This window comes from Variovorax sp. V213, from assembly GCF_041154455.1.
Lineage (GTDB): Bacteria > Pseudomonadota > Gammaproteobacteria > Burkholderiales > Burkholderiaceae_C > Variovorax.
Genome location: NZ_AP028665.1, coordinates 747,317 through 769,214 on the forward strand (window position 1 = coordinate 747,317; position 21,898 = coordinate 769,214).

23 protein-coding genes are annotated in these 21,898 nt (G+C 67.7%); 2 read left to right on the forward strand and 21 right to left on the reverse strand.

Annotated elements, in window-relative coordinates; translation table 11 throughout:
* Positions 1-6 precede the first annotated feature (6 nt).
* The 17 genes from ACAM55_RS28740 to ACAM55_RS28820 all read right to left on the reverse strand — a co-directional run bounded on the left by ACAM55_RS28740 (position 7) and on the right by ACAM55_RS28820 (position 16,505).
* On the reverse strand, positions 7-807 hold the full coding sequence (locus ACAM55_RS28740; protein ID WP_369656664.1) for an enoyl-CoA hydratase/isomerase family protein: 801 nt from the start codon (positions 805-807) through the stop codon (positions 7-9).
* Positions 804-2,522, reverse strand: coding sequence for a long-chain-fatty-acid--CoA ligase (locus ACAM55_RS28745; protein ID WP_369657493.1), 1,719 nt, complete (start codon positions 2,520-2,522; stop codon positions 804-806). Before ACAM55_RS28745 ends, ACAM55_RS28740 begins: the two co-directional genes overlap by 4 nt.
* On the reverse strand, positions 2,522-3,688 hold the full coding sequence (locus ACAM55_RS28750) for an acyl-CoA dehydrogenase family protein (RefSeq protein WP_369656665.1): 1,167 nt from the start codon (positions 3,686-3,688) through the stop codon (positions 2,522-2,524). Before ACAM55_RS28750 ends, ACAM55_RS28745 begins: the two co-directional genes overlap by 1 nt.
* Positions 3,685-4,527: an SDR family NAD(P)-dependent oxidoreductase gene (locus ACAM55_RS28755; RefSeq protein WP_369656666.1), complete on the reverse strand. Its 843-nt coding sequence runs from the start codon at positions 4,525-4,527 to the stop codon at positions 3,685-3,687. The genes ACAM55_RS28750 and ACAM55_RS28755 overlap by 4 nt, the downstream gene beginning before the upstream one ends.
* 23 nt (positions 4,528-4,550) lie before the next feature.
* The gene (locus ACAM55_RS28760; RefSeq protein WP_369656667.1) at positions 4,551-4,997 is read right to left on the reverse strand and encodes a MaoC family dehydratase; all 447 of its coding nucleotides are present in this window, start codon (positions 4,995-4,997) and stop codon (positions 4,551-4,553) included.
* Positions 4,994-5,437, reverse strand: a complete 444-nt coding sequence (locus tag ACAM55_RS28765) for a MaoC family dehydratase N-terminal domain-containing protein (protein WP_369656668.1) — start codon at positions 5,435-5,437, stop codon at positions 4,994-4,996. Before ACAM55_RS28765 ends, ACAM55_RS28760 begins: the two co-directional genes overlap by 4 nt.
* A gap of 1 nt (position 5,438) precedes the next feature.
* Positions 5,439-6,623, reverse strand: a complete 1,185-nt coding sequence (locus ACAM55_RS28770) for a lipid-transfer protein (RefSeq protein WP_369657494.1) — start codon at positions 6,621-6,623, stop codon at positions 5,439-5,441.
* 133 nt (positions 6,624-6,756) lie between these two features.
* Positions 6,757-7,191, reverse strand: coding sequence for a PaaI family thioesterase (locus ACAM55_RS28775; protein WP_369656669.1), 435 nt, complete (start codon positions 7,189-7,191; stop codon positions 6,757-6,759).
* Positions 7,188-8,006 carry an SDR family oxidoreductase gene (locus ACAM55_RS28780; protein WP_369656670.1) on the reverse strand — a complete coding sequence of 273 codons (819 nt, stop codon included), beginning with the start codon at positions 8,004-8,006 and terminating at the stop codon, positions 7,188-7,190. Before ACAM55_RS28780 ends, ACAM55_RS28775 begins: the two co-directional genes overlap by 4 nt.
* 17 nt (positions 8,007-8,023) lie before the next feature.
* Positions 8,024-8,989 carry a tripartite tricarboxylate transporter substrate binding protein gene (locus tag ACAM55_RS28785; RefSeq protein ID WP_369656671.1) on the reverse strand — a complete coding sequence of 322 codons (966 nt, stop codon included), beginning with the start codon at positions 8,987-8,989 and terminating at the stop codon, positions 8,024-8,026.
* 31 nt (positions 8,990-9,020) lie between these two features.
* Positions 9,021-9,440 (reverse strand): PaaI family thioesterase, encoded by a 420-nt coding sequence (locus ACAM55_RS28790; protein ID WP_369656672.1) that lies wholly within the window; start codon positions 9,438-9,440, stop codon positions 9,021-9,023.
* Positions 9,437-10,948: a class I adenylate-forming enzyme family protein gene (locus ACAM55_RS28795; protein ID WP_369656673.1), complete on the reverse strand. Its 1,512-nt coding sequence runs from the start codon at positions 10,946-10,948 to the stop codon at positions 9,437-9,439. Before ACAM55_RS28795 ends, ACAM55_RS28790 begins: the two co-directional genes overlap by 4 nt.
* Before the next feature lie 98 nt (positions 10,949-11,046).
* A complete protein-coding gene (locus ACAM55_RS28800) occupies positions 11,047-12,060 on the reverse strand; it encodes an AraC family transcriptional regulator (protein WP_369656674.1) in 1,014 nt (337 codons plus the stop codon).
* A gap of 65 nt (positions 12,061-12,125) precedes the next feature.
* Positions 12,126-13,307 (reverse strand): CaiB/BaiF CoA transferase family protein, encoded by a 1,182-nt coding sequence (locus ACAM55_RS28805; RefSeq protein WP_369656675.1) that lies wholly within the window; start codon positions 13,305-13,307, stop codon positions 12,126-12,128.
* A gap of 188 nt (positions 13,308-13,495) precedes the next feature.
* On the reverse strand, positions 13,496-14,473 hold the full coding sequence (locus tag ACAM55_RS28810; protein ID WP_369656676.1) for a Bug family tripartite tricarboxylate transporter substrate binding protein: 978 nt from the start codon (positions 14,471-14,473) through the stop codon (positions 13,496-13,498).
* Between the two features lie 50 nt (positions 14,474-14,523).
* The gene (locus ACAM55_RS28815; protein WP_369656677.1) at positions 14,524-15,498 is read right to left on the reverse strand and encodes a Bug family tripartite tricarboxylate transporter substrate binding protein; all 975 of its coding nucleotides are present in this window, start codon (positions 15,496-15,498) and stop codon (positions 14,524-14,526) included.
* Positions 15,499-15,551: 53 nt separating this feature from the next.
* Positions 15,552-16,505, reverse strand: coding sequence for a 2-hydroxyacid dehydrogenase (locus ACAM55_RS28820; protein WP_369656678.1), 954 nt, complete (start codon positions 16,503-16,505; stop codon positions 15,552-15,554).
* 142 nt (positions 16,506-16,647) lie between these two features.
* On the opposite strand from ACAM55_RS28820, the gene ACAM55_RS28825 reads away from it, so the two are divergent.
* A complete protein-coding gene (locus ACAM55_RS28825) occupies positions 16,648-17,808 on the forward strand; it encodes a citrate/2-methylcitrate synthase (RefSeq protein ID WP_369656679.1) in 1,161 nt (386 codons plus the stop codon).
* A gap of 114 nt (positions 17,809-17,922) precedes the next feature.
* On the opposite strand, the gene ACAM55_RS28830 is transcribed toward ACAM55_RS28825, so the two are convergent.
* The 3 genes from ACAM55_RS28830 to ACAM55_RS28840 form a co-directional block, all read right to left on the reverse strand.
* A complete protein-coding gene (locus tag ACAM55_RS28830) occupies positions 17,923-18,294 on the reverse strand; it encodes a DUF4440 domain-containing protein (protein ID WP_369656680.1) in 372 nt (123 codons plus the stop codon).
* The gene (locus ACAM55_RS28835) at positions 18,294-18,923 is read right to left on the reverse strand and encodes a GNAT family N-acetyltransferase (RefSeq protein WP_369656681.1); all 630 of its coding nucleotides are present in this window, start codon (positions 18,921-18,923) and stop codon (positions 18,294-18,296) included. The genes ACAM55_RS28830 and ACAM55_RS28835 overlap by 1 nt, the downstream gene beginning before the upstream one ends.
* A 111-nt stretch (positions 18,924-19,034) precedes the next feature.
* Entirely contained in the window at positions 19,035-19,592 is a 558-nt protein-coding gene (locus tag ACAM55_RS28840) for a nucleotidyltransferase family protein (protein ID WP_369657495.1), read from the reverse strand.
* A 186-nt stretch (positions 19,593-19,778) separates the two neighbouring features.
* On the opposite strand from ACAM55_RS28840, the gene ACAM55_RS28845 reads away from it, so the two are divergent.
* A complete protein-coding gene (locus ACAM55_RS28845; RefSeq protein ID WP_369656682.1) occupies positions 19,779-20,834 on the forward strand; it encodes a lysophospholipase in 1,056 nt (351 codons plus the stop codon).
* An 82-nt stretch (positions 20,835-20,916) separates the two neighbouring features.
* Here the strand turns inward: ACAM55_RS28845 and ACAM55_RS28850 are convergent, their stop codons facing one another.
* Positions 20,917-21,711, reverse strand: a complete 795-nt coding sequence (locus ACAM55_RS28850) for a fumarylacetoacetate hydrolase family protein (protein ID WP_369656683.1) — start codon at positions 21,709-21,711, stop codon at positions 20,917-20,919.
* Positions 21,712-21,898: the final 187 nt, after the last annotated feature.

Here is a 21,898-nt window from a genome sequence, read left to right on the forward strand (position 1 = left end):
TCGCTCTCACTCCTTGTCGGTGCGCGCCGGCCACTGGAAGGCCGACGGCTGTTTGTCGAAGAACCGCTGCACCGCCTCGCGGTGCGGCGTGGTCTGGAAGCACAGCGCCTGGGCGTTGGCCTCGGCCTCGAAGGCGGCTTCCATGGCGCCCGCGTCGAGCGCGATGCGCTTGACCAGGCTCACGGCCAGCGGCGAGGCGCCGGCAAAGCTGTCTGCCAACGCGAGCGCCCGCGGCAAGAGCGCGGCCTGCTCGTGCTGCTCCATCGCGATGCCGAGCGCCAGTGCCTCGCGCGCATCCACTTCGCGGGACGAGAGGAACAGCTCGCGCGCACGCTGCGCACCGACGATGCGCGGCAGGGTGTAGGTGGCGCCGCAGTCCGGCACGAGCCCGATCCGCATGAAGACCATGCAGAAGCGGGCGCGCGGCGTCACCAGCACGAAGTCCGCCGCCAGCGCCAGGCTGAAGCCGGCACCGTAGGCCGCACCGTCCACGGCGGCGATGACGGGGCGGTCCAGCGACAGCAGCTCGCGCAAGATCGCGTGCATGCCGTGCATGCGCGCGCGCAGGCCGTCGCTCTCAAGCGTGCCGGAAGCGGCAATGCCGCGCAGGTCACCGCCCGCGCAGAAGGCGCCGTTGGCGCCGGTGATCACCACGGCACGGACACCGCTGTCGGCCTTGACCTGCGCGATGGCGGCGGCCAGGCCCTCCTTCAGATCGGGGGTGAACGAGTTGCGGGTGGCGGGGTTGTCGAGGGTCACCACGGCCGTGCTGCCAAGGCGCTCGAAACGAACCGGTGCGTCGCTCATGCGGACTCCTTTGCTGCAGCGGTGCGATGCTGCTCCTGCAGCTCGCGCCAGAGGATCTTGCCGGTGCCCGACTTGGGCAGCGCGTCCACGAATTCCACGAGACGGGGCGCCTTGTAGACCGCCATGCGCTCGCGTGCCCAATCGACGATGTCCTGCGCCTGCACCTTGCTGCGGAAGGCGGGCTTGAGCGAGACGATCGCTTTCACCGCCTCGCCCTGCCTGGCATCGGGCACGCCGATGATGCAGGCCTCGTGGATCGCCGGGTGCTCGTACATCATGTTCTCCACCTCGGCCGGCCAGACCTTGTAGCCCGAGCTGTTGATCATCCGCTTGAGGCGGTCGCGCATGTAGAAGTAGCCTTCCTCGTCCACGTAGGCGAGGTCGCCGGTGCGGAAGAAGCGCTTGCCCTCCAGCTCGAGGAAGGCATCGCGGTCGGCCTGCGGGTTGCGCCAGTAGCCGACGGTGTTCTGCGGCGCGTGGGTGACCAGTTCGCCCAGCTCGCCCTGCGGGAGTTCCTTCAGCGTCAGCGGATCGACGATGCGCGTGTCCACGCCCTGCGCCGGAATGCCCAGGCATTGGCGCTTGCCGCGCGCAAGCGGGTTGGCCTGCAGGAAGGAGGCGGTCTCCGTCAGGCCGTAGCCTTCGTTGTAGGTGATGCCGTAACGCTGCTGCATCATCGTCGCCACCGCTTCGGGCATGGCCGCGGCGCCGCCGGAGAGCAGCGTCAGGCTGGAGATGTCGCGCTGCGCCGCCTCGGGGTTCGCGAAGAAGTCCAGAATCATCGCCGGCGGGGCCGTCCACGCCGTGACGCGGTGGCGCTCGATCAACCGCGCGGCCAGCGCCGGATTCCAGCGCGGCAGCATCACCGAGGTGCCGCCCAGGAAGATCGGCATGTTCATGCCGTTCTGCAGGCCGAGCATGTGGAACAGCGGCGCGACGGCCAGCACCACCGTCTCGCAATGCAGGCCCTTCCAGACGTGCGAGGCGGCCAGGGACGCGATCACCGTCTGGTGGGTGTGCATGCAGCCCTTGGGGTGGCCGGTGGTGCCCGAGGTGTAGGGCAGGACGGCGAGGTCCGTGGGGCGCACGCCCGGGTCGGCACCATCGCCGGTGGCCGGCACGCCGGCCCAGCCCGCGCAATCGGACCGCGCGATCGGACGCAGCGGCTCGAGCACCCAGTCCGGGATCTCGTCGGAGGCATCCGCCACGGCCTCGCTGTACGCGTGCACGACGATGCGGTCGAACAGGCCGGGCTCGAAGTACTCCAGCAGCTCCTGCGCCACGAACGCGATGCGCGCGCCGCTGTTCTCTGCGTAGTACTGAACCTCCTGGGCCTTGCTCATGGGATTCACAGGCACCACGACGCCGCCCGCACGCAGGATCGCGTAGCAGGCAACCACGAACTGCGGGCAGTTCTGGCTGGCAATCAGCACGCGGTCGCCGCGCTGCAGCCCGAGCGTGTCGCGCAGCCAGGCCGACATCGCAGCCACGCGCTGCTGGAGCTCGGCGTAGCGGATGACGCTGCCGCAATAGACGATCGCGGCCTTGTCCGGATAGCGCCGCGCCGCGACTTCGAGGTACTCCGGCAGCGTTGCCTGCGGCACGACCAGCTCGCGTGCAACGCCCTTGGGCCAGAAGCGGAAGTGCGGACGTTCGGGAACAGTGCCCCCCAGGGGGGCCTTCGCGCCTTCGGGCGGCCGTGCGGCGCTCACCATCATTGCTTCTCCATGGCCCGCGCGATGATCTCTTTCATCACCTCGTTGGCGCCACCATAGATGCGGCCGACGCGCACGTCGGCATACAGCCGCGCGATCGGGTACTCGTTCATGAAGCCGTAGCCACCGTGCAGTTGCAGGCACTCGTCGACGATGCGGCAGCAGGCGTCGGTGGTCCACCACTTGGCCATGGCGGCCGTCGGCACGTCGAGCTCACCGCGCATCAGGCGGGCGATGCAGTCGTCCACGAAGGCGCGCGCCACCTGCGCCTGCGTCTCGCACTCGGCCAGCTTGAAGCGGGTGTTCTGCATCTTCAAGAGCGGCTGGCCGAACACCTGTCGGTCGCGCACGTACGCGAGCGTGTCGTTGATTGCGCGCTGCATGGTCGCCACTGCACCCACGGCGATCAGCATGCGCTCACGCGGCAGCTGCGCCATCAGTTGCGCGAAGCCGCAGCCCTCCTGGCCGCCCAGCAGGTTGTCGGCCGGCACACGCACGTCGTCGAAGAACAGCTCGGTGGTGTCCAGCGTCTTCTGCCCCATCTTGTCGAGCAGCGGCCCGCGGCGAAAGCCTGCCGTGCCTTCGGTCTCCACCATCAGCAGCGAGATGCCCTTGCCGCCGGCCGTCGCATCGGTCTTGGCCGCGACGCAGACCAGGCCGGCATGCATGCCGTTGGTGATGAAGGTCTTGCTGCCGCTGATGCGCCAGTGGTCGCCGTCGCGTCGCGCCTGCGTCTTGATGCGCTGCAGGTCGGTGCCGGCGCCGGGCTCGGTCATCGCGATCGCGGCCACCAGCTCGCCGCTGGCCATGCGCGGCAGCCAGCGGCGCTTCTGCGCCTCGGTGCCATAGGCCAACAGGTAGTGGGCGACGATGCCACTGTGCACGTTGTTGCTGAAGCTCTGCGCCATGGCGCGCATCTGCTCCTCGCAGATCACCGCCTCGTGCAAAAAGCTGCCGCCGCCGCCGCCGTATTCCTCGGGGATGCTGGCGCACAGCAGGCCGGCCCGGCCGGCCTGGGTCCAGATGTCGCGGTCGGCGTGGTGCTGGGCGCGCCAGCGCGGTTCATGGGGCACGCACTCGCGTTCGAAGAAGCGGCGCGCGCTGTCACGCAGCATCTCGAGTTCTTCGTTCATCCACGGCCGCGTGGCAACGGCCCCGGCGGTCATGGCCGGCCGCCTCCGCAGACCAGCACCTGGCCGCTCACGTAGTTCGATTCCGGAATGCAGAACAGGTAGACCGCGCCCGCCGCTTCCTGCGGCGTGCCGCCGCGCCCGAGCGGAATCATCGCTTCGGCGTTCTTGAGGATCTGCGGGTTGACGCCGACCCTGATCTGCCGGCCCTCGATGTCGATGCTCGCGCCCGCGCTCGCATCGGCTTCGGTCAGCCGGGTCTTGATGAGGCCGAAGGCCACGCTGTTGACCGTGACCTTGTAGCGGCCCCATTCCTTGGCCATCGCCTTGGTCAGGCCGTTGATACCGGCCTTGGCGGCCGCGTAGTTGGCCTGGCCCGCGTTGCCGTACACGCCGGAGGTGGACGAGATGTTGACCACCTTGCGGAACACTTCAAGGCCTTCGTCGGCTTCGCGCTTGGCGGCATCGCGGATGAAGTTGGACGCGGCGCGCAGGATGCGGAATGGCGCCGTGAGGTGCACGGCGAGCATGGCTTCCCACTGCTCGTCGCTCATCTTCTGCACCACGTTGTCCCACGTGTAGCCGGCGTTGTTGACGATGATATCCAGGCCGCCGTAGCTGTCGACGGCGGTGCGCACGAAACGGTCGGCAAAGCCGCTGTCCGTCACGCTGCCGGCGCAGGCGATGGCATTGCCGCCCGCGGCCACGATGTCGTTCACGGTCTGCGCGGCCGGCTCGGCGTCCAGGTCGTTGATGACGACGCGCGCGCCGTCGCTCGCGAGCTTGAGCGCGATCTCGCGCCCGATGCCGCGGCCGGAGCCGGAGACGATGGCCACCTTGCCTTCGAGTTTTCTGCTGTTGTTGCTGCTGTTCATGGGTTGTCTCCTCGGGGGATGTGTCAGAGCCAGGCGACGAGTGCCTCGCCGCTCAGTTTGATAACGCCGTTCGCGTTGGCGCTTGCGACCTTGAGCCGCACGCTGCGCCGGCCCTCGCGCTCGAACTTCTCGGCGACCGTGCCGGTGCAGCTGATGCGCTCGCCCACATGGGTGAGGGCGGCAAAGCGGACGTCGAGCGAGCGGATCGCGGGCTGCGGCACCCAGTTTGTCAACAGCCGCGCGAGCCAGGCCGCCGACAGCATGCCGTGCGCGAACACGTCCGGCATGCCCGCGGACTTGGCAAAGTCGATGTCGACGTGGATCGGGTTGTGGTCGCCCGAGGCGCCGCAGTACAGCGCCAGGTCGAGCCGGCTGATCGGCGGCAGTTCCAGCGGGGGCAGGGTGTCGCCGGGCTGCAGCGCATTCCAGTCGGGAAGGGTGGCGTGGGTCATCGCAGGGCTTTCGGTCATGGGTTGCGCACCACGGTCACGCAGCGCAGCTCGGCCACCAGTTCGCCCTGCTGGTTGCTGACGCGGGTCTTGCGCACGACGAACTCGAGCGCGCCGTTCTTCTTGTCGTAGATATCCTCGATGCGCTGGCGAAAGGTCAGCGTGTCGCCGGCGTAGGCCATGGTGTAGTAGCTGAAGCCCTGCTCGCCGTGCAGCAGGCTGCGGTAGTCCATGCCCAGCAGCTCGCGAATGGCGGCCGGGTTCGGCGCCTCCATCTCCAGGCAGAAGAAGAAGGTGGGCGGCACCGGCAGGCCCGGGTGCCCCGCATCGCGGGCCGCGGCCTCGTCGATGTAGACGGGATCGGTCTGGCCCGTGGCTTTGGCGAAGAAGCGCAGGCGGCCTTTATCCACCTCCACCTGGAACGGCGGGAGCTGGTGGCCGATGTGGCGGCGGTCGATCATTTCAGACGGCTTGGTACAGGGTGACGACGCAGGCGCCGCCCAGGCCCAGGTTGTGCTGCAGCGCGAGGCGTGCACCTTCGACCTGGCGCTGCTCGGCCCGGCCGCGAAGCTGCCACACCAGTTCGGCGCATTGCGCGAGGCCGGTGGCGCCGAGCGGATGGCCCTTGGACAGGAGACCGCCCGAGGGGTTGGTCACCACGCGCCCGCCATAGGTGTTGTCGCCCTCGACGATGAAGCGCTCGGCCGTGCCCTCGGGCGTGAGGCCCAGTGCCTCATAGGTGATGAGTTCGTTGGCGGTGAAGCAGTCGTGCAGCTCCACCACGTCCAGTTCCTCCGGGCCGATGCCGGCATCTTCATACACCTGTCGGGCCGCGGCGGCGGTCATGTCGTAGCCCACCAGCTTGCGCATGTCCTTGCTCTCGAAGGTGGAGGGCGTGTCGGTGGTCATGGCCTGCGCGGCAATCACCACGCGCATGTCGAGGCCGTGCTTTTCTGAGAACTCGGCCGAGCAGACGATGGCCGCGGCCGCGCCGCAGGTGGGCGGGCAGCACTGGAAGCGCGTGAGCGGATCGAACACCAGCGGCGAGGCCATCACCTCGTCCAGGGTCAGCGTCTGGCGGAACACCGCAAGCGGGTTGCGCGCGGCATGCTGGCGCGCCTTCACCGAGATGCGGCCGAAGGTGTCGCGGCGGATGCCGTGTTGCGCGATGTAGTCGCGGCCGGCGCCGCCGAAGAACTGCGCGGCGCGCGGCGCCTCGGGGATGAAGCCCTGCTTCTCGGCCATCACGTCGGCGAAGCGCGCCATCGGCGAGGGCCGGTCGTCGTAGGCACCCTTGAGGGCGCCGGGCTGCATCTGCTCGAAGCCGAGCGCAATCGCGCATTCGACCATGCCGCTCTCGACCGCCTGGCGCGCGAGGAACAGCGCGCTGGAGCCCGTGGAACAGTTGTTGTTGAGGTTGAAGACCGGAATGCCGCTGAGGCCGACGCCGTAGATGGCAGCCTGGCCGGCGGTGGAGTCGCCGTAGACGTAGCCGACGTAGGCCTGCTGCACCAGCGAATAGTCGACCCCGGCATCGTCGAGCGCGAGCTTGGCGGCGCGCGCACCCATCACGGTGTACGGGTCGCTGGCGCCGGGCTTGGTGAAGGGAATCATGCCCACGCCGACCACATGGACGGGGCGCTGCATACGTGTCATTGAAACTCCTGATGGGATGCGGTGACGATGGATGAAGTCTCGGCCGACGCGCCGGCATCAACAATCGCGGATCGGGCCAAAACGATTGGCCGAAACGTTCATTGGCGCGCCCTTGGCGCCGCGCTCATACGGGGTCGCGATAGCGGAAGGTGCCCATCGCGCGCGCCGCCACGTCGCCATTGGCGTCGGTGACGGTGGCCTCGCAAAAGCACACCGAGCGGCCGCCGCCGGTCGCGCGCCCCTGCGCCTGCAGCGGCCCGCTCGCGGGCCGCATGAAGGCGATGTGCATGTCGACCGTGACGACCTCGCGCGCGTAGTCGACGCGCGAGAGCGCGGCATGCGCCATGGCGCTGTCGAGCAAGGTCATCAGCACGCCGCCGTGGCCGTTGCCGTGGTTGTTCAGCAGTTCGGGGCGCAGCGCCACCGAGACCACGGATTCGCCGCCTTCGGCTCGCTCGACCGCGAGGCCCAGGTGCTCCGAGAAGGGCACGTAGCGCTGCGGTCCGCTGCGCGGCCGGTCGTTGCCTTCTGGCAGCGCGCTCGCGAGGTGCAGGCTCATGGCGTGGCTCCCCGCTTCGAGGCGGCCGCGGCCGCCGTGAAGTCGCGCGGCCCGGTCAGCGCAAGGCCGCCGTCCACGGGAATGACGGCGCCCGTGATGTAGGAGCCCCAGTCGCTCGCGAGCATCATCGCCGTGCGGCTGATGTCCTCGATGCGGCCCAGGCGCTTGAGCGGCACGCGCTGCGCCATCGCGGCCATCGTGTCGTCGGTGGGCGCGAGCCGCTTCAGGCCCTCGGTGTCGGCGATCGGCCCCGGCACGATGGAGTTGATGCGGATGCCCTGCGGACCCCACTCTAGCGCCAGCACCTGGGTCAGCATGTCGACGCCGGCCTTGGCCGCGCACACGTGGGCCTGGAAGGGCGTGGGCGTGAAGGCCTGCCCGGCGGAGATCTGGATCACGCAGGCGCCGGGTTGGCGCAGGTGCGCATGCGCGAGCCGGGCGACGTTGAAGCTGCCCAGCAGGTCGATGTCGACCACGGTCTTGAAGGCGTTGGGCGACATGTCGAGCGCACTGGCCAGGAAGTTGCCCGCCGCGCCCGAGACCAGCACGTCGATCGGACCGAAGCGCTGCGCGCCTTGTGCGAACGCGCGTTCCAGCGCCTCGGGCTGGCGCACGTCGGCCGATATGCCGATCGCTTCTGTACCGAGCGTCTCGAGCTGCTGCGCCGCCGTTGCCACCTTGTCGGCCGAGCGGCTGAGCACCGTGAGGCGCGCACCGGCGCGCGCGAAGGCCTGCGCGATGCCGAAGTTGATGCCGCTGGAGCCACCGGCCACGGCCACGTGGCGGCCCTTGAAATCGAATGCGGAAAAGTCCATGGGGTTCATCATTCCGATCACTCCGGTTTGAAGCCGATCTCGGCCAGCATCTTCCGCTCGCGCTCGAACTGCGCACGGGCGTAGTCGGCGTAGCTCTCGCCGGTCATCAGCTTGGGCTGCATGTCGAACAGCTCCAGCTGCTGGAGGTAGGTGGGGTCCGCCGCAGCCTTGCTGAAGGCCGCGTGCAGCCTGGCGGCAATCTTCGGATCGAGGTTCTTCGGCGCAACCAGGCCCACCGGCGATTCGATCACCATGTCATGACCCAGCTCCTTCACGGTCGGCGCGTCGTAGCGCTTCAGGCGCTCCGCGGTGAAGGTGGCGAGCAGGCGCACCTTGCCGCCCTGAACCTGGGGCCCGAAGCCGGGGTCGCCGTAGACGTCGAGATGGCGCCCGATCACCGCCTGGAAAGCCTCGCTGCCGCCCTTGTAGGGCACCAGGTTGAAGGAGGTGCCCGCCTGCCTGGCGAGCCGCTCGGCGTAGATGCGGTTGATGCTGATCGCACCGACGTTGCCCCAGCTGACGACGCCGGGACGCTTCTTCGCGTCTGCCAGCAGCTCGGGCAGCGACTTCCAGGGCGCATCGGAGGCCACCACGATGCCGGTGGCGAGCCCGGCCAGCCCGATCAGGTAGGTGAAGTCCTTGAGAGGGTCCCAGGTCACCTTCTGCACCAGCGGCGCGCGGATCACCGAGTTGTGCATGACCGCGATCGTGTAGCCGTCGGCTTCGCTCATGGTCGCCAGCGATGCGGTGCCGGTGACGCCGCCCGCGCCCGGCCTGTGCATCAGCACGATGGGCTGGCCCAGGTCCCTGGAGGCAGCCTCGGCCAGCGTGCGGAAGATCGGGTCGAAGGAGCCGCCGGGCGGAAATGGCAGCACGAGCTGGATCGGCTTGTGCGGGTAAGGGTCGGCGGCCTGCGCCAGCGGCGCGGCCAGCGTGCAGGCGGCCAGTGCGGCCAGGGCCGCGCGGCGATGCATCTTCGTCATGGTGTTGTCTCCTGTCGTTTGAAATTGCGGGTCAGGCGGCCTGCGGCAGCGGCAGGTAGCGGAAGGAACCCTGCGCACGCGCGACCACGCGGCCGCCTGCGTCGGTGACCGAGGCGCGGCACCAGGCCACGCTGGCGTCGTGCTGCACCACTTCGCCATCGGCCGTGAGCCGGCCGCGGCCCGGTTCGAGAAAGCTGGTGTTGAGGTTGAGCGTGACGGCGGTGCGCGCAAAGTCGAACAGCGACACGGCGGCGCTCGCCATGGCCACATCGAGCAGCGTGACCAGCACGCCGCCATGCACGGCGCCGATGACGTTGCCGAGCTCGGGCCGCGCGTCGATGACGAGACGCGCGCGGCCGGCCTCGGAATACTCGCGGCGCGCGCCCAGCAGCCGCGTGAAGGGCACCTGGCCGAACATATTGCGGCCGTCCGCGCCCGCGACGGGTTTCATGCGCGCACCTGTTCACGCAGCACGTTCTTCAGCACCTTGCCGGCGGCCGACAGCGGCAGCTCGCGCATGAAGCTGATGCCGCGCGGACACTTGTAGCCAGCCAGCCGCTCGCGGCACCAGGCGCGCAGCTCGTCGGCCGTGGCCGTGCTGCCGTCGCCGCCCTCGGCCATCACCACCGCTGCGTGCACCGCCTCGCCCCAGCGCGCGTCCGGCACGCCGATGACTGCCGCCTGCCTGACCTGGGGATGGCTGCGCAGCGCGGCCTCCACCTCGGCGCAGTAGACGTTTTCGCCACCGCTGATAATCATGTCCTTCAGGCGATCGACGATGAACAGGTAGCCGTCGTCCAGCATGCGGCCGGCATCGCCGGTGTGCAGCCAGCCGCCCTGCAGCGCGGCGGCCGTGGCTTCGGGGTTGCGCCAGTAGCCTTGCATCACCATCGGACCGCGCGCCAAGATCTCGCCCACCTCGCCGCGCGGCAGCTCGCGGCCGCTCTCGTCCGCGACGATGATCTCGGCGCCGAGTCCGGCGCGGCCGACGGCGTTCAGCCGGCCGAGCGCGCGCGCCTCGGGCCGGTGGTTGGCCGGCATATTGATGCACACGGCACCCGCGGTCTCGGTGAGGCCATAGGCCTGGAAGAACTCGGCATGCGGCCACGCGGCCAGCGCGCGGTCGAGCAGGTCCGGCGGCATCGGCGCGGCGCCGAAGGCGACGCGCGTGAGGCTGCGCACGCGCTCGGGCGTGAACGAAGGATCGTCCAGCAGCGACTGCAGCATGCTCGGCACCACGATGATGTCGCCGATGCGGTGCTCGGCAATGGCCTCGATCACCGCCGCGGGCCGGAACTGCGCCATTGTCACGCAGCTGCCGCCGACGATCAGCTGGCCCACCAGGCGGCCAAGTCCGGCGACGTGGAACAGCGGTGCCACGAGCAGCGACACCGAGTCTGGCGCGTTGTTGAGCTCGGCACCGCGCGTCATCGACGCGGTCCAGAAGTTCGCGTGGCTGAGCGTCACGCCCTTGGAGCGGCCGGTGGTGCCGCCGGTATAGAGGATGGCGGCGAGCGCGTCGCCGCCCGTGCGCGTGTCGGCCAGGGGCTCCAGCGTGGGGCTTTCTTCTTCCAGCGCACCGAGGCGCAGCAGCGGGGTCTGGCCGGCCGGCGCGAGCGCTTGCAGCGTCTCGTCGACGAGCAGCAGCGAGGCTTCGCTGTCTTGCAGTGCATGTGCGAGCTCGGGCGTGCTCCAGCGGATGTTCAAGGGGCAGGCGACGGCGCCCAGCCACCAGCATGCAAGGATGGCGCGCACCAGCTGGTCGCTGTTGGATGCGAGCAGCGCCACGCGGTCGCCGCGCGCGATGCCGCGCCGTGCCAGCGCAGCCGCCTGCCGGGCCACGCTGCTCACCAGCTGCGCATGGGTCTGGCGGCGCACGCCGCTGTCGCCGACGTGGGTGAGCGCTGCCGCGTCGGAGTTGCGCTGGAGCGCGCGATGCAGGCCTTGGGTCAGGTACACGATGAAGCCGCCGAGGGGTAACGAAGATGCGGCACAGCTTATGGCGCGCCGCGCTCCGCACCCATGGCGGGAAGCGCCAAAGGGCTTGGCGAAACCGCTCAGCGGTCCGGGCCGTGCGTCAGCCGGTATTCGCCGGGCGCCACGCCGGTCCACTGCTTGAAGGCGCGGTGGAAGGTGCTGGCCTCCGAGAAGCCCACGCGGTTGGCGATGTCGAGCAGCGGCAGCGGCGTGTGCAGCAGGTATTCGATGGCGGCGTCGCGCCGCAGCTCGTCCTTGATCTGCTGGAAGCCGCGGCCTTCGTCGCGCAGCCGCCGGCGCAGCGTCTGCGGCGTGACGGCGAGCGCATCACCCACTTCCTCGAGCGACGGCAGCTCGCTGCCCAGGCCCTTGCGCAGCAGCCGGCGGATGCGCTCGGTGAGGCTGCTGGTGTCGCGGTACTTCACGATCAGGTTGGCCGGCGATCCGGCGAGGAATTCGCGCAGGCTCTGCGGCGACTGCACCACCGGCAGGTCGAGCCAGCGCGCCTCGAACGACATGCCGACGTGCGCCTGGCCGTAGCGGATCGGCACCTGGTAGACGCGCGAGGTCTCGGTGTTCGTCTGCTCGGCCGTGTAGTCGACCTCGAGCAGCGGAATGCGGCGCGCCACCAGCCAGGAGGAGGCATTGAAGGCGAACAGCATGAAGGCCTTCACCGCGTAGTCCAGCCGCGCATCGGAGGCGCGGCGCAGCACGAACTGCACGTGCGCGCTGCCGCCCTGCACGGTGAGGCGCGGCACGAAGTCGTGCAGCAGCAGGTGATAGGCGGCGAAGCCGTCGCGCAGGGCGTCGCCGAGCGTGGCGCAGCGCACCAGCTGGCGCATGCACTGGCCGAAGCTGCCGGGCGGCAGCGGCCGGCTCAGCAGGCCCCAGATTTCGTCGCGCAGCTCGCGCCGCAGCGCGCGGATCAGCAGTGCGTACTGGCGCTGCGAGATGCGTGCGAGCGGCGACTCCAGCAGCGAGGGCGCGATGCCGGCCCGCGCCAGCACGCGCGCCGCGTCGATGCCGCGATGGCGCGCGCCCATCAGGATGCTGTGCACCTGCTGGATGGCAACGGTGTGGTGGGTGTGCGTCATCGAGGGGCGGCCGCTGCATCTCGGCCGTTGGGATTGTAGGCAGCGCTCCCGCGGGAGGAAGCGTCTCAATCGATGGCGCCGGCCGCCCGCAGTTCGGCCACGGCCGACGCGTCGAGGCCGGCCTGTCGCAGGATCTCGTCGGTGTGCTCGCCGGCGCGCGGGGCGGGCCGCGGAACGGCGGGCTCGAAGCCGGTCATCTTGATGGGACAGCCGAGTTGCGGCGCCGCCGCATCATCGCCCCCCACGCGCATGCCGCGCGCGCGGAAATGCGGATGCTCCAGGGTCTCGTCGATGCGCAGCACCGGCGTCACGCAGCCCACACCGTCGTGGAACAGGCCGCGCCAGTGCGCGAGCGGCCGCGCGCCGAATATGGCGGCCAGCTCGGCGCGCAGGCGCTCCTCGGTGGCGGCATCGCCGCTGCGGTGCAGCGGCGCGAGGTCGGGGCGCTCCAGCAGGCGGCACAGGTCGTGCCAGAACTTCGGCTCCAGCGCGCCGACCGCCACGTGCCGGTCGTCGGCCGTGCGGTAGTAGCCATAGCAGGCAAGGGAACCGGTCAGCGCGCTGTGGCCGATGCGCGCCACCTGGCCGTGCTGGTGCAGGCCGGCCAGCGGCAGCACCGCGTGGGCCAGCACGCCGTCGGCCATGGCGATGTCCACATGCCGTCCGCGGCCGCTGCGCGCGGCATCGAACAGCGCGGCCAGGATGCCCGCCACCGCGGTCATGGTGCCGCCCAGCAGATCGGCCACGGGCAGGTTCGACAGGGCAGGGCCCGCGGCGTTGCCGATCTGGTCGGCAACGCCCGCGAGCGAGGCGTAGTTCAGGTCGTGCCCCGGCGTGTCGCACAGCGGGCCGGTCTGGCCGAAGCCGCTGATGCTGCAGTAGACGATGCGCGGGTTCACCGCCGCCACCGCTTCGTAGCCCACGCCCAGCCGCCGCATCACGCCAGGGCGGAAGCCCTCCACCAGCACGTCGGCATTGCGGCACAGGCGAAGCAGCGTGGCCACGCCTTGCGCGTGCTTCAGGTCGATGCGGATCGCGCGCTTGTTGCGGTTGACAAGCGCGCGCACCGAGGGGCTCGCGTAGTCGCCGGCGCCGGTGTCTTCGATCTTGACGACGTCGGCGCCAAGGTCGGCCAGATGCATGGTGCCGAGCGGCCCCGGCAGCAGGCGGGTCAGGTCGAGTACGCGCACGCCTGCGAGCGGCGCGCCCTTGGATGCGCTCGCCGTGGATTCAGGGAAAGAGGTCATGTGGGCTGCAATCTAGGCGTTGCAAGACAACGCGGCAATGGCAGCACCGCTCCGGGCGATTGGCGAAAAGCGTCAGGGGGCCGCACGCATGCGGCCAGCCCCCGTGCTGGGTGAGCAAGGGCACCAGGCGTCCGGCGCGGATGTGCGAAGCGGCGGCGACATGACAACGCAAAGGAACGCGGCTCGCCTCATTCCGCCTGGATGCCGGCCTCCTTGACCACCTTGCCCCATTTGGCGAGGTCGGACTTGATCACCGCGGCGTACTCCTGCGGCGTTCCGCCCTGTATCTCGATGCCGGCCGCTTCCAGCTTGGTCCGCACATCGGGCAGCTTCAGCGCCGCGTTGATCTCGGCATTCAGCTTGGCGATGATCGGCTTGGGCGTGCCGGCCGGCGCCAGGAACCCGCCGTTCGTATTGGCGTCGTAGCCCTTGAATCCCTGTTCGTCCGCGGTTGGCACGTCGGGCAGGGACTTTGTCCGCTTGCGCGTCGACACTGCCACAGCCCGCGCATTGCCGGCCTTCACCTGCGGCAGGATGGCACTGATGGTGTCGATGAAGAGCGCGGTGCGTCCGGCCAGCAGATCGGGGTGCGCGGCCGATGAACCCTTGTAGGGAACCAGCAGCATCTGCGCACCGCTTGCCATGCGGAACATCTCGGCCGCCATTTCCTGCGCACTGCCGCGGCCGGAGGTGGCAACCTTGGCCTCCTCCGGATGGGCCTTCATCCAGGCCACGAACTCGGGCAGCGTCTTGGCGGGAAGCTGCGGATAGATGGCGAATACCAGCGGCACCTCGTGGGTGTAGACGATGGGATCGAAGCTTTTTTCCGGATCCCAGCCGAGGTTCTTGAACAGGAACTTGTTGGTGTTGTGGCTGCCGCCCACGATGCCGATCGTGTAGCCGTCGGGCACCGACTTGGCGAGCACGTCCGTGCCGAGGTTGTTGGATGCGCCGGGCCGGTTGTCCACGATCACCGGCTGGCCCATCGACAGTGCGAGCTTGTCTCCGACGACGCGGGCAATGGTGTCGATCGCGCCGCCCGGCGGAGCGGGCACGATGATCTTGATGGCGCGAGTCGGGTAGGCCGCCTCGGCCGACGCCGCGGTCGGCAGCGCGGCCAGCGATGCCGAGATTGCAAGGACCTTGATCAGGGATGCGAGCTGCATGGATGTCTCCTCTTGGGGGGTCTGTCGTTTGAAAGGCCGGCTTGTCGCGCTCACTCGATCGTGATCTTGCGGCTGCGGATGACCTGCGCGTAGCGGCCCTTGTCATCGGCGATCAGCTTGGCGAACTCCTGCGGCGAGGCGGCGCGTGGCACGCCGCCCAAACCCACGAAACGTGCCTTGACCGATTCGTCGGCCAGCACGGCGCGCAGGTCGCCAGCGATCTTGTCCACCACGTCCTGCGGCGTGCCCGCCGGTGCCAGCAGGCCGATCCAGGAGATCGCGTTGAAGCCGGGCACCACGCTTTCTGCGAGCGTGGGAACATCGGGAAACGCCGGCACGCGCTTGTCGCCTGTCACGGCCAGCGCACGCAGCTTGCCTGCCTTGATGTGGCCGGACGCTTCCAGCACTGTCATGAACGACAGCTGCACATGGCCCGCGAGCAGATCGGCGATGGCCGGTCCACCGCCGCGGTAGGGCACATGCAGGATGAAGGAGCCCGTCTGGTCCTTGAACATCTCGGCTGCCAGGTGTGGGGCACCGCCGGCGCCCGAACTGCTGTAGCTCATCTGGCCCGGCCTGGACTTGGCCAGCGCGACGAATTCGGCTGCGGTCTTCGCGGGGACCGACGGATTGACCATCATGGCCAGCGGCAGCTCGGCCACCAGGGACACGGGGGCAAAGGCCTTGTCGGCGTCGTAGGGCAACTTGGGATACAGCAAGGGATTGATCGCCTGCGTCCCGATGTTGCCCAGCAGCAGCGTGTAGCCGTCGGGCCTGGACTTGGCGACGAAGTCGGCACCGATCTGCCCGGCGGCACCACCCTTGTTCTCCACGATGACAGGCTGGCTCCAGCGCCGGCCCAACTGCTCGGCGATGACGCGGCCCCCGGTGTCCGTCCCGCCGCCCGGCGGGAACGGAACCACCAGCGTCACGGGGCGGGAAGGAAAGGTCTGCGCGAAGCTCGGCGCATGGCTGGCGCAGAGGGCGAGCGCCAGGAGGGGAATCGCAAGGTGTCGAGTGAACAAGAGTGTCTCCTTTTATGGTTTGGATGCGGTCGCTGCGCCGCGAGCGCAGAGGCTCAAGTGGTCAGGCTCATGGCCGGGCGCTCGCCTGCCAGGGCTTGGGCAACGCTGCCCAGCACCATCTCGGCCATGGCGGTGCGGGTCTCCCAGGTGGCGCTGGCGCGGTGGGCCTGCAGCGTCACCCTGTCGGACTGGCGCAGCGCCAGAGGCACGCGCGGTTCGTCGACGAACACGTCAAGGCCCGCACCCGCGATGCGGCCGGCGGCCAGCGCTTGTGTCAGGTCGGCTTCATTGACGAGCCGCCCGCGGGCGACGTTGACCAGGAAGCCGCGCGGCCCCAATGCGTCGAGCACGGCAGCGTCGATGATTCCTTCCGCCTGGTCCGCGGCTGCGCACAGCACCAGTGCGTCCGACTCGCGGGCCAGGTCCAACAGGCTCGGTATGAAGCGGTGCGCGACGTCGTCCATGGCGCGCAGGTCGGTGTAGCGGACGAGGCAGCCGAAGGCGGCCGCTCGCACTGCGACGGCGCGGCCCACGCGGCCCATTCCGACGATGCCGATGCGCATGCCGCTGAACCGCCGGGCGAGCGGAAGGGCGCTGGGCTGGGGATGGAGTTCCCACTGGCCGTCTCGCACAAAGCGGTCGCCGGCACACAGGTTTCGGCAAGCCGCGATCAGCAAGCCGATGGCCAGGTCGGCCACGTCTTCCGTCAGCGCACCCAGCGTAGCGGTAACGGGCAGGCCGCGACCCCGGCAGTACGCCAGATCCACGGCATCGGTGCCGACGCCATTGACGGCCACCACTTTCAGGCTGGGCAATTGCTCCAGCATCGCGCGCGAAATGCCGGTGTGCCCGCCGGTGATCACGGCATCGATCGATGCGCCATGTTCGCGCAGCCAAGCCGCCGGATCGGGCAGCTCGAAGTGTTTGTGCACGACGTAGAGCGAAGCGAGCTTCTCGTTGATCGCAGGAATCAGGATGGGATTGAGTTGAAGGACTTGCGGTTTCATATTCACTGTTCGTTCACGGTGGCCGGGGCCCAGCTGTGCGAGAGAGGCTCTCCACGACCTCGGACGCATGCTAGTAATGGATTGACATATTGGTCAATATTGATCTATATAATCAATGTAAATTGACTATATCGGCGCGGCCATGGCTTCCTGGATTTCGATGAGCGAGGCGTGCAACCTTCTGGGTGTGCAACCTCAGACGCTCTATGCGTACGTGAGCCGCGGCAAGCTGGAAGTCGCGCCGGATCCGGCCGATACGCGACGCAGGCTGTACCGCGCCGAGGACGTGGCCGTGTTGGCCAAGCGCAAACAGGCCGGCCGCAAGCACGAGACGCTGGCCGCGAATACGCTGTTCGGCTCGGAGCCCAGTATTCCGACGGCCCTTTGTGCGTTCTCTCGCGGGCGGCCGTATTACAGGGGACGGGACGCCGTGAGCATGGCCCGAACGGCCACGCTGGAAGATGCGGCTCAACTGTTGTGGGGCGCCGAGCGCACTGTTGATTTCTCCTGCCTGAAGTCAATGCGCTCCGGAAAACCTGGGCGAGACGCGGCTTTCGCCGCTTTGGCCAGCCTGGCGGCTGCCGGACATTCCACCGGCGGACGTCTGACCCGGGTGCTGCATGCCGAGGGTCAGAACCTGGTGGGCCAGTTGGCCAACGCGTTCGGTGCCTGGCCGGGCGCCGAACCGCTGCATCTGCGATTTGCGAAAGGATGGAAGCAATCTGCCAAGGTGGCCGAATTGCTGCGAACGGCCTTGGTGCTGCTGGCCGATCACGAGCTGACCAGTTCAGCCTTTGTCGCGCGAATCACCGCTTCGACAGGCGCCTCGCTGCCGGCATGCCTCCTGGCCGGATTGACCACGCTCTCCGGCCCCCTGCATGGCGATGCCTCAGGCCGCGTCCGTGCACTGTTCAACGAGGTGGAACGACTGGGCGAGGATCAGGTGCTGGCCCACTACCTGTCGAACGGCTTGTCGCCGGCCGGATTCGGCCATCACCTCTACCCCGACGGCGATCCGCGCGCGGCCGCATTGCTGGCCTTGTTCGAGCCGCCCAAGGTCATTTCACGCTTCATCGGCAAGGTGACGAAGCTGACTGGTTTGCAGCCGAACATCGACGTCGCCCTGGCCGCGCTGGTCGCTCACCACCGGCTTCCTGCCGATGCGGCCTTCGGCCTGTTCGCAACGGCGCGCAGCGTCGGGCTGTTGGCGCACAGTCTGGAGCAACTGGGTGTGGCGCAAGTCATCCGTCCACGCGGGCGCTATGTGGGGCCGATGCCCGAACCGCATGACCAGGACGCCTGAATGCGCACTGCCAAGCCGGCGCTCGCACCATGCGCCAGCGAACATCGCAGCTATGGTAAGCAATGCCGGCTTTTGCCACCGTACGGGCTGAGCAACAACAAGGCAGAAACCGTGTCAGGCTATGACGGTCCCTTGATGGAATACGATCGTCCAGCCCGCACTCGCTTTGCGCCAAAGTGTCGTTCGGCGCGTCAATCGCTCGGGCTGCTTCAAGACGTAGTTGAGTTGATAGAGATCCTCGGCAATTTGACGGATCGAGAATTCACTGCACGTTAAATCGTCGCGCTCTGGCGATTTGTAGCGCTCCAGAAGTTCGGAGATAACGAACTCACGCTCGTAAATCTTGCCGCTCGCGCCGATCTCCCAGAAGTCGCCAGCAGTCATTCGGAGAAGATCTTCACGACTGGTCCCGAATTCCCGACGATGAAAGATGGGCTCCCGTGCACGGAGTTCGTCCAAGATTTCTTCGAGATTCGAGCTGGGCATTACCGTTCCTTCAAGCAAGCGTGACGTTCAGCGAAAGCATCTCGATGAAGGTTCGCCCGGTCTCTTGAAAGCAATATCAATACTGCCTCGCCAGACGATGGCAACGCATTCAGGTAAAGCGAGCGTTGTCCGCGTGTAATCAAGACTGCATTCTGCCTATCACTACAGCCGGCACGCTGCGTAGATAAAGCAGTCGCGTGGTTCAGCGGAGATGTTCGGATGGATCGTGTGGCGGGCAAGGCGGCCCTCCGACAGGAAGCCACTTTTCTCCAGTGCTCGGGTAGAAGAGAGCGGTTGTCAACGTCGCAGATCGCTTCGACGCGAAAAATTCCTGGCACACCAAGGGCGTGGGCAGTAAACGCCCGTACGGCCTCGACCATCAGGCCTTGACCCCATTGGTTGCGTGCGAGCACGTAGCCGATGTTGACGATATGGCCGTGAAGACGTGCGTCGAGCATGCCGATGAGTTGGCCGCTCGACTTCAGAGCGACGACGTACGGAAGGGCGGTGCCAGCATCCCACTGAGCGACGCAGTCGGCAATGAATTCGCGTGTGGTCTCCAAGAAGGAATGCGGCCGCCAGACCATGTACCGAGCTACATCTGCATCCTGGGTGTATGAGTCGAACATCGCCTGTGCATCCGCAACATCTGGCGGGCGAAACTTCAGGCGGCGGTCTCGATGAAGTCCGGAAACGTCGCAGGTTTGTGGGCCATTGAAGGTGCCAATCGAATGTCTGGCTCAGGCCGCATTTTGGCCCGAGGCTGTGTTGATCGAAAGCCGGGGCCACCGCTCACCAAACCGTTTCGCCGCAACACGCTGCCGATAGGTTGCGACGCTCGCGCGGAGCGGGTTATGCCGGACACGCAGCTCGAACAGGTCATCAAGCCCATGCGGGGCGACGACGCCCAGCGCCCCGTCCTCGTTCAGGTAAACACCGACGCAGGTCGCATATTCCGGCCACGTCGCAACGCCTTCTTCCAGGGATGCGAGAGGCGGCACCACCTGACCGAGGGCGGCGGCAAACCAACGATGCACGCCCGCCTGATTCGTTACCTCCCAACGAAAGCCTGGCATGGCCGAACGAAGCCGGTTCTCGAGCTCGCCATCCTGCTCTGGACCGGCCTCTGCATCGAAGTAGACGACATCCATGTCTTCGACGGCCGAGCGTTGGTCGAACTCATGAAGGGCGTCCCATACCAGAGACCGGATGGCCCCAGCGCCGATACACCAAGATCGCAGTCCGAGCGAGCGGACGACTCGCAGAGCCGCCATCAACTCATCGGATGCAGTCACCATTGCAGCAAGCCTCTGCTCGTGGTCCGTCTTGGGGCTGAAAGTCATGCCTCGATGGTAAATCGGCGGACACGCGGGCACGGGTCATCAATGAGCGGGCCCAATGAATTCATTTGCTTTCCTCGTTGGACGCATCGCCTTTGACGACCTCTAATTCGTGGACTACCACGAATACGACGGAGACTCTTCATGCGTCACATGTACGGAAAGATCGCCGCCGCGGCCTGCGCGCTGGTGGTCGGCTACGGGGCAATCGGGGCGGCCGCCGCAGCCTCGATCGGCGGACCGCTGAACCTGGCAGACGAGGGCATGTTCTTCGTCAACGGAAAGCCCGCCACTTCTAAGCATCCGGGCGTTTCGCCGGCCGGCCCCGTGCCGCCGGGGACGGTGACCGTCGACCAGATGTACGTGCACTACCGCGTCCCCGCCAGCAGAACCAGTGCCACCCCCATCGTGCTGGTGCACGGCGGCGGGTTGAGCGGCATGAGCTACGAGACCACGCCCGACGGCCGGGAGGGCTGGGCGACCTACTTCGTGCGCAAGGGCCATGCCGTCTACGTCGTCGACACGCCCGGGCGTGGGCGCTCCGGCTTCAACGCCACAGCCATCAACCAAGCCAAGGCCGAGGGGAGTGCCTCCGGATTGCCTGCCAGTGTGTTGATGGTGACGGCCGAGCTGGCCTGGCCTCTCTTTCGCTTCGGGCCATCGCACGGGACGGCGTATCCCGATACCCAGTTTCCGGTCGAGGCCTTCCCGAGCTTCGCCTCACAGGGCGTGCCCTTTGCCGAGGCCATGCTCGAGGGCGGCGGCATGGGCACGGCGCCGCAGGCGCTCGCGGCGCTGCTGGACGACATCGGGCCGGCGATCGTCGTGGTGCATTCGCTGGCGGGGCCCTTTGCCGATGCCCTGGTCGGCCTGCGTCCGGCCCTGGTCAAGGCGGTCGTCAACATCGAGGGTGCGCAGTCGGTCGCTCCCACCGACGCGCAGATCGCGGCCTACCAAGGCGTTCCCGTACTGGAACTCTTCGGCGACCATCTGGATGCACCCGTGTTCACGGGCCAGCCCCGCTACGAGGCGCGCAAGGCCGTCGTCGAGCGGATCAACCGCCTTGAAGGCGGCAGGGCGACCCTGGTGCGGCTTCCCGACGCGGGCCTGAAGGGCAACTCGCACATGATGATGCAGGACAAGAACAACCTGCAAGTGGCCGACTTCATCCTGGGCTGGATCGCGGACAAGGTGCGCTGAGTCGTTCTCCGGTGCCGGGGTGATGGGCATGGCAATGACGAAGCAGCACCCGCTCATGGTCGACCTCGGGGCCGGCCGTTCGCTACAGGCGCGGCGCGTTGCCGCGATCTTCCGCCACGACATCGTTGCGCAGGATGCCGATGCCCTCGATCTCGACCTCGATGATGTCGCCCACCTGGATCGGGCCGACGCCCGCGGGGGTGCCGGTCATGATCATGTCGCCCGGCAGCAGGGTCATGTACCGGCTCAGGTACGCAATGATTTCCGGCACCGAAAAGAGCAGGTCCGCGGTCGTGCCGTTCTGCCGCACGGCGCCGTTGACCCGCGTGATGATCCCGAGCCTCGATGGGTCCAGCCCGGTGGCGATCACCGGCCCCATTGGTGCGAAGGTGTCGTAGCCCTTGCCGGCGAGCAAGCAGCCGAACTCGCTTTCGCGGCGCTGCAGCACCCGGTCGCTCACGTCGTTGCCGCAGGTGTAGCCGAGCACATGGCCCAGCGCATTCGCCGCGGACACGTGGCGCGCCTTCTTGCCGATCACGACGGTGAGCTCGCCTTCGAAGTGGATGTTCCGTCCGTCGTCGGGATAGACGATCGACTCGTCCGGACCGATCACGCTGGTGCTCGGCTTCATGAACAGCACGGGAATCTGCGGCACCGCCTTGCCGACTTCTTTCGAATGCGCGACGTAGTTGTAGCCGAGCCCGAACACGCGCGGCTGCTCGATGGGAGCGAGCAGGCGTACGGCCGAGGGCGGATCGATCGCGCCGCTGCGCTTCAGGCCGTGGAGCGGCGAGCTCTGCAGCCGAGCGATCGAGCCCTCGTTTTCGATGATTCCGTAGTGGACGCATTCGTCCAACGCGTATCTGGCGATGTGCATGGTGGTTCCGATTTTCTTTCGTTGTGGCCGATGTCTGATGCTAACGTTAGCTTTCGGAATGCAGCTTGTCAACGGAGACTCTACAAGCAGTTTCTTCTGAAAGCCGTTGACAAGCAGGATGCGCGTTTGCCAGAATATGCGCAAACGTTAGCACAAACAAGGAGACATACTTCATGAACAGAACTGG

Coding starts and splice junctions, on each gene's coding strand:
- ACAM55_RS28750 (WP_369656665.1), bottom strand. CDS start 3,688: ATGACCGCCGGGGCCGTTGCCACGCGGCCGTGGATGAACGAAGAACTC.
- ACAM55_RS28740 (WP_369656664.1), bottom strand. CDS start 807: ATGAGCGACGCACCGGTTCGTTTCGAGCGCCTTGGCAGCACGGCCGTG.
- ACAM55_RS28800 (WP_369656674.1), bottom strand. CDS start 12,060: ATGACGCACACCCACCACACCGTTGCCATCCAGCAGGTGCACAGCATC.
- ACAM55_RS28755 (WP_369656666.1), bottom strand. CDS start 4,527: ATGAACAGCAGCAACAACAGCAGAAAACTCGAAGGCAAGGTGGCCATC.
- ACAM55_RS28820 (WP_369656678.1), bottom strand. CDS start 16,505: ATGAAACCGCAAGTCCTTCAACTCAATCCCATCCTGATTCCTGCGATC.
- ACAM55_RS28785 (WP_369656671.1), bottom strand. CDS start 8,989: ATGACGAAGATGCATCGCCGCGCGGCCCTGGCCGCACTGGCCGCCTGC.
- ACAM55_RS28850 (WP_369656683.1), bottom strand. CDS start 21,711: ATGCACATCGCCAGATACGCGTTGGACGAATGCGTCCACTACGGAATC.
- ACAM55_RS28805 (WP_369656675.1), bottom strand. CDS start 13,307: ATGACCTCTTTCCCTGAATCCACGGCGAGCGCATCCAAGGGCGCGCCG.
- ACAM55_RS28790 (WP_369656672.1), bottom strand. CDS start 9,440: ATGAAACCCGTCGCGGGCGCGGACGGCCGCAATATGTTCGGCCAGGTG.
- ACAM55_RS28810 (WP_369656676.1), bottom strand. CDS start 14,473: ATGCAGCTCGCATCCCTGATCAAGGTCCTTGCAATCTCGGCATCGCTG.
- ACAM55_RS28840 (WP_369657495.1), bottom strand. CDS start 19,592: ATGGTGACTGCATCCGATGAGTTGATGGCGGCTCTGCGAGTCGTCCGC.
- ACAM55_RS28760 (WP_369656667.1), bottom strand. CDS start 4,997: ATGACCGAAAGCCCTGCGATGACCCACGCCACCCTTCCCGACTGGAAT.
- ACAM55_RS28765 (WP_369656668.1), bottom strand. CDS start 5,437: ATGATCGACCGCCGCCACATCGGCCACCAGCTCCCGCCGTTCCAGGTG.
- ACAM55_RS28745 (WP_369657493.1), bottom strand. CDS start 2,522: ATGGTGAGCGCCGCACGGCCGCCCGAAGGCGCGAAGGCCCCCCTGGGG.
- ACAM55_RS28770 (WP_369657494.1), bottom strand. CDS start 6,623: ATGCAGCGCCCCGTCCATGTGGTCGGCGTGGGCATGATTCCCTTCACC.
- ACAM55_RS28830 (WP_369656680.1), bottom strand. CDS start 18,294: ATGCCCAGCTCGAATCTCGAAGAAATCTTGGACGAACTCCGTGCACGG.
- ACAM55_RS28775 (WP_369656669.1), bottom strand. CDS start 7,191: ATGAGCCTGCACCTCGCGAGCGCGCTGCCAGAAGGCAACGACCGGCCG.
- ACAM55_RS28835 (WP_369656681.1), bottom strand. CDS start 18,923: ATGTTCGACTCATACACCCAGGATGCAGATGTAGCTCGGTACATGGTC.
- ACAM55_RS28780 (WP_369656670.1), bottom strand. CDS start 8,006: ATGGACTTTTCCGCATTCGATTTCAAGGGCCGCCACGTGGCCGTGGCC.
- ACAM55_RS28845 (WP_369656682.1), top strand. CDS start 19,779: ATGCGTCACATGTACGGAAAGATCGCCGCCGCGGCCTGCGCGCTGGTG.
- ACAM55_RS28825 (WP_369656679.1), top strand. CDS start 16,648: ATGGCTTCCTGGATTTCGATGAGCGAGGCGTGCAACCTTCTGGGTGTG.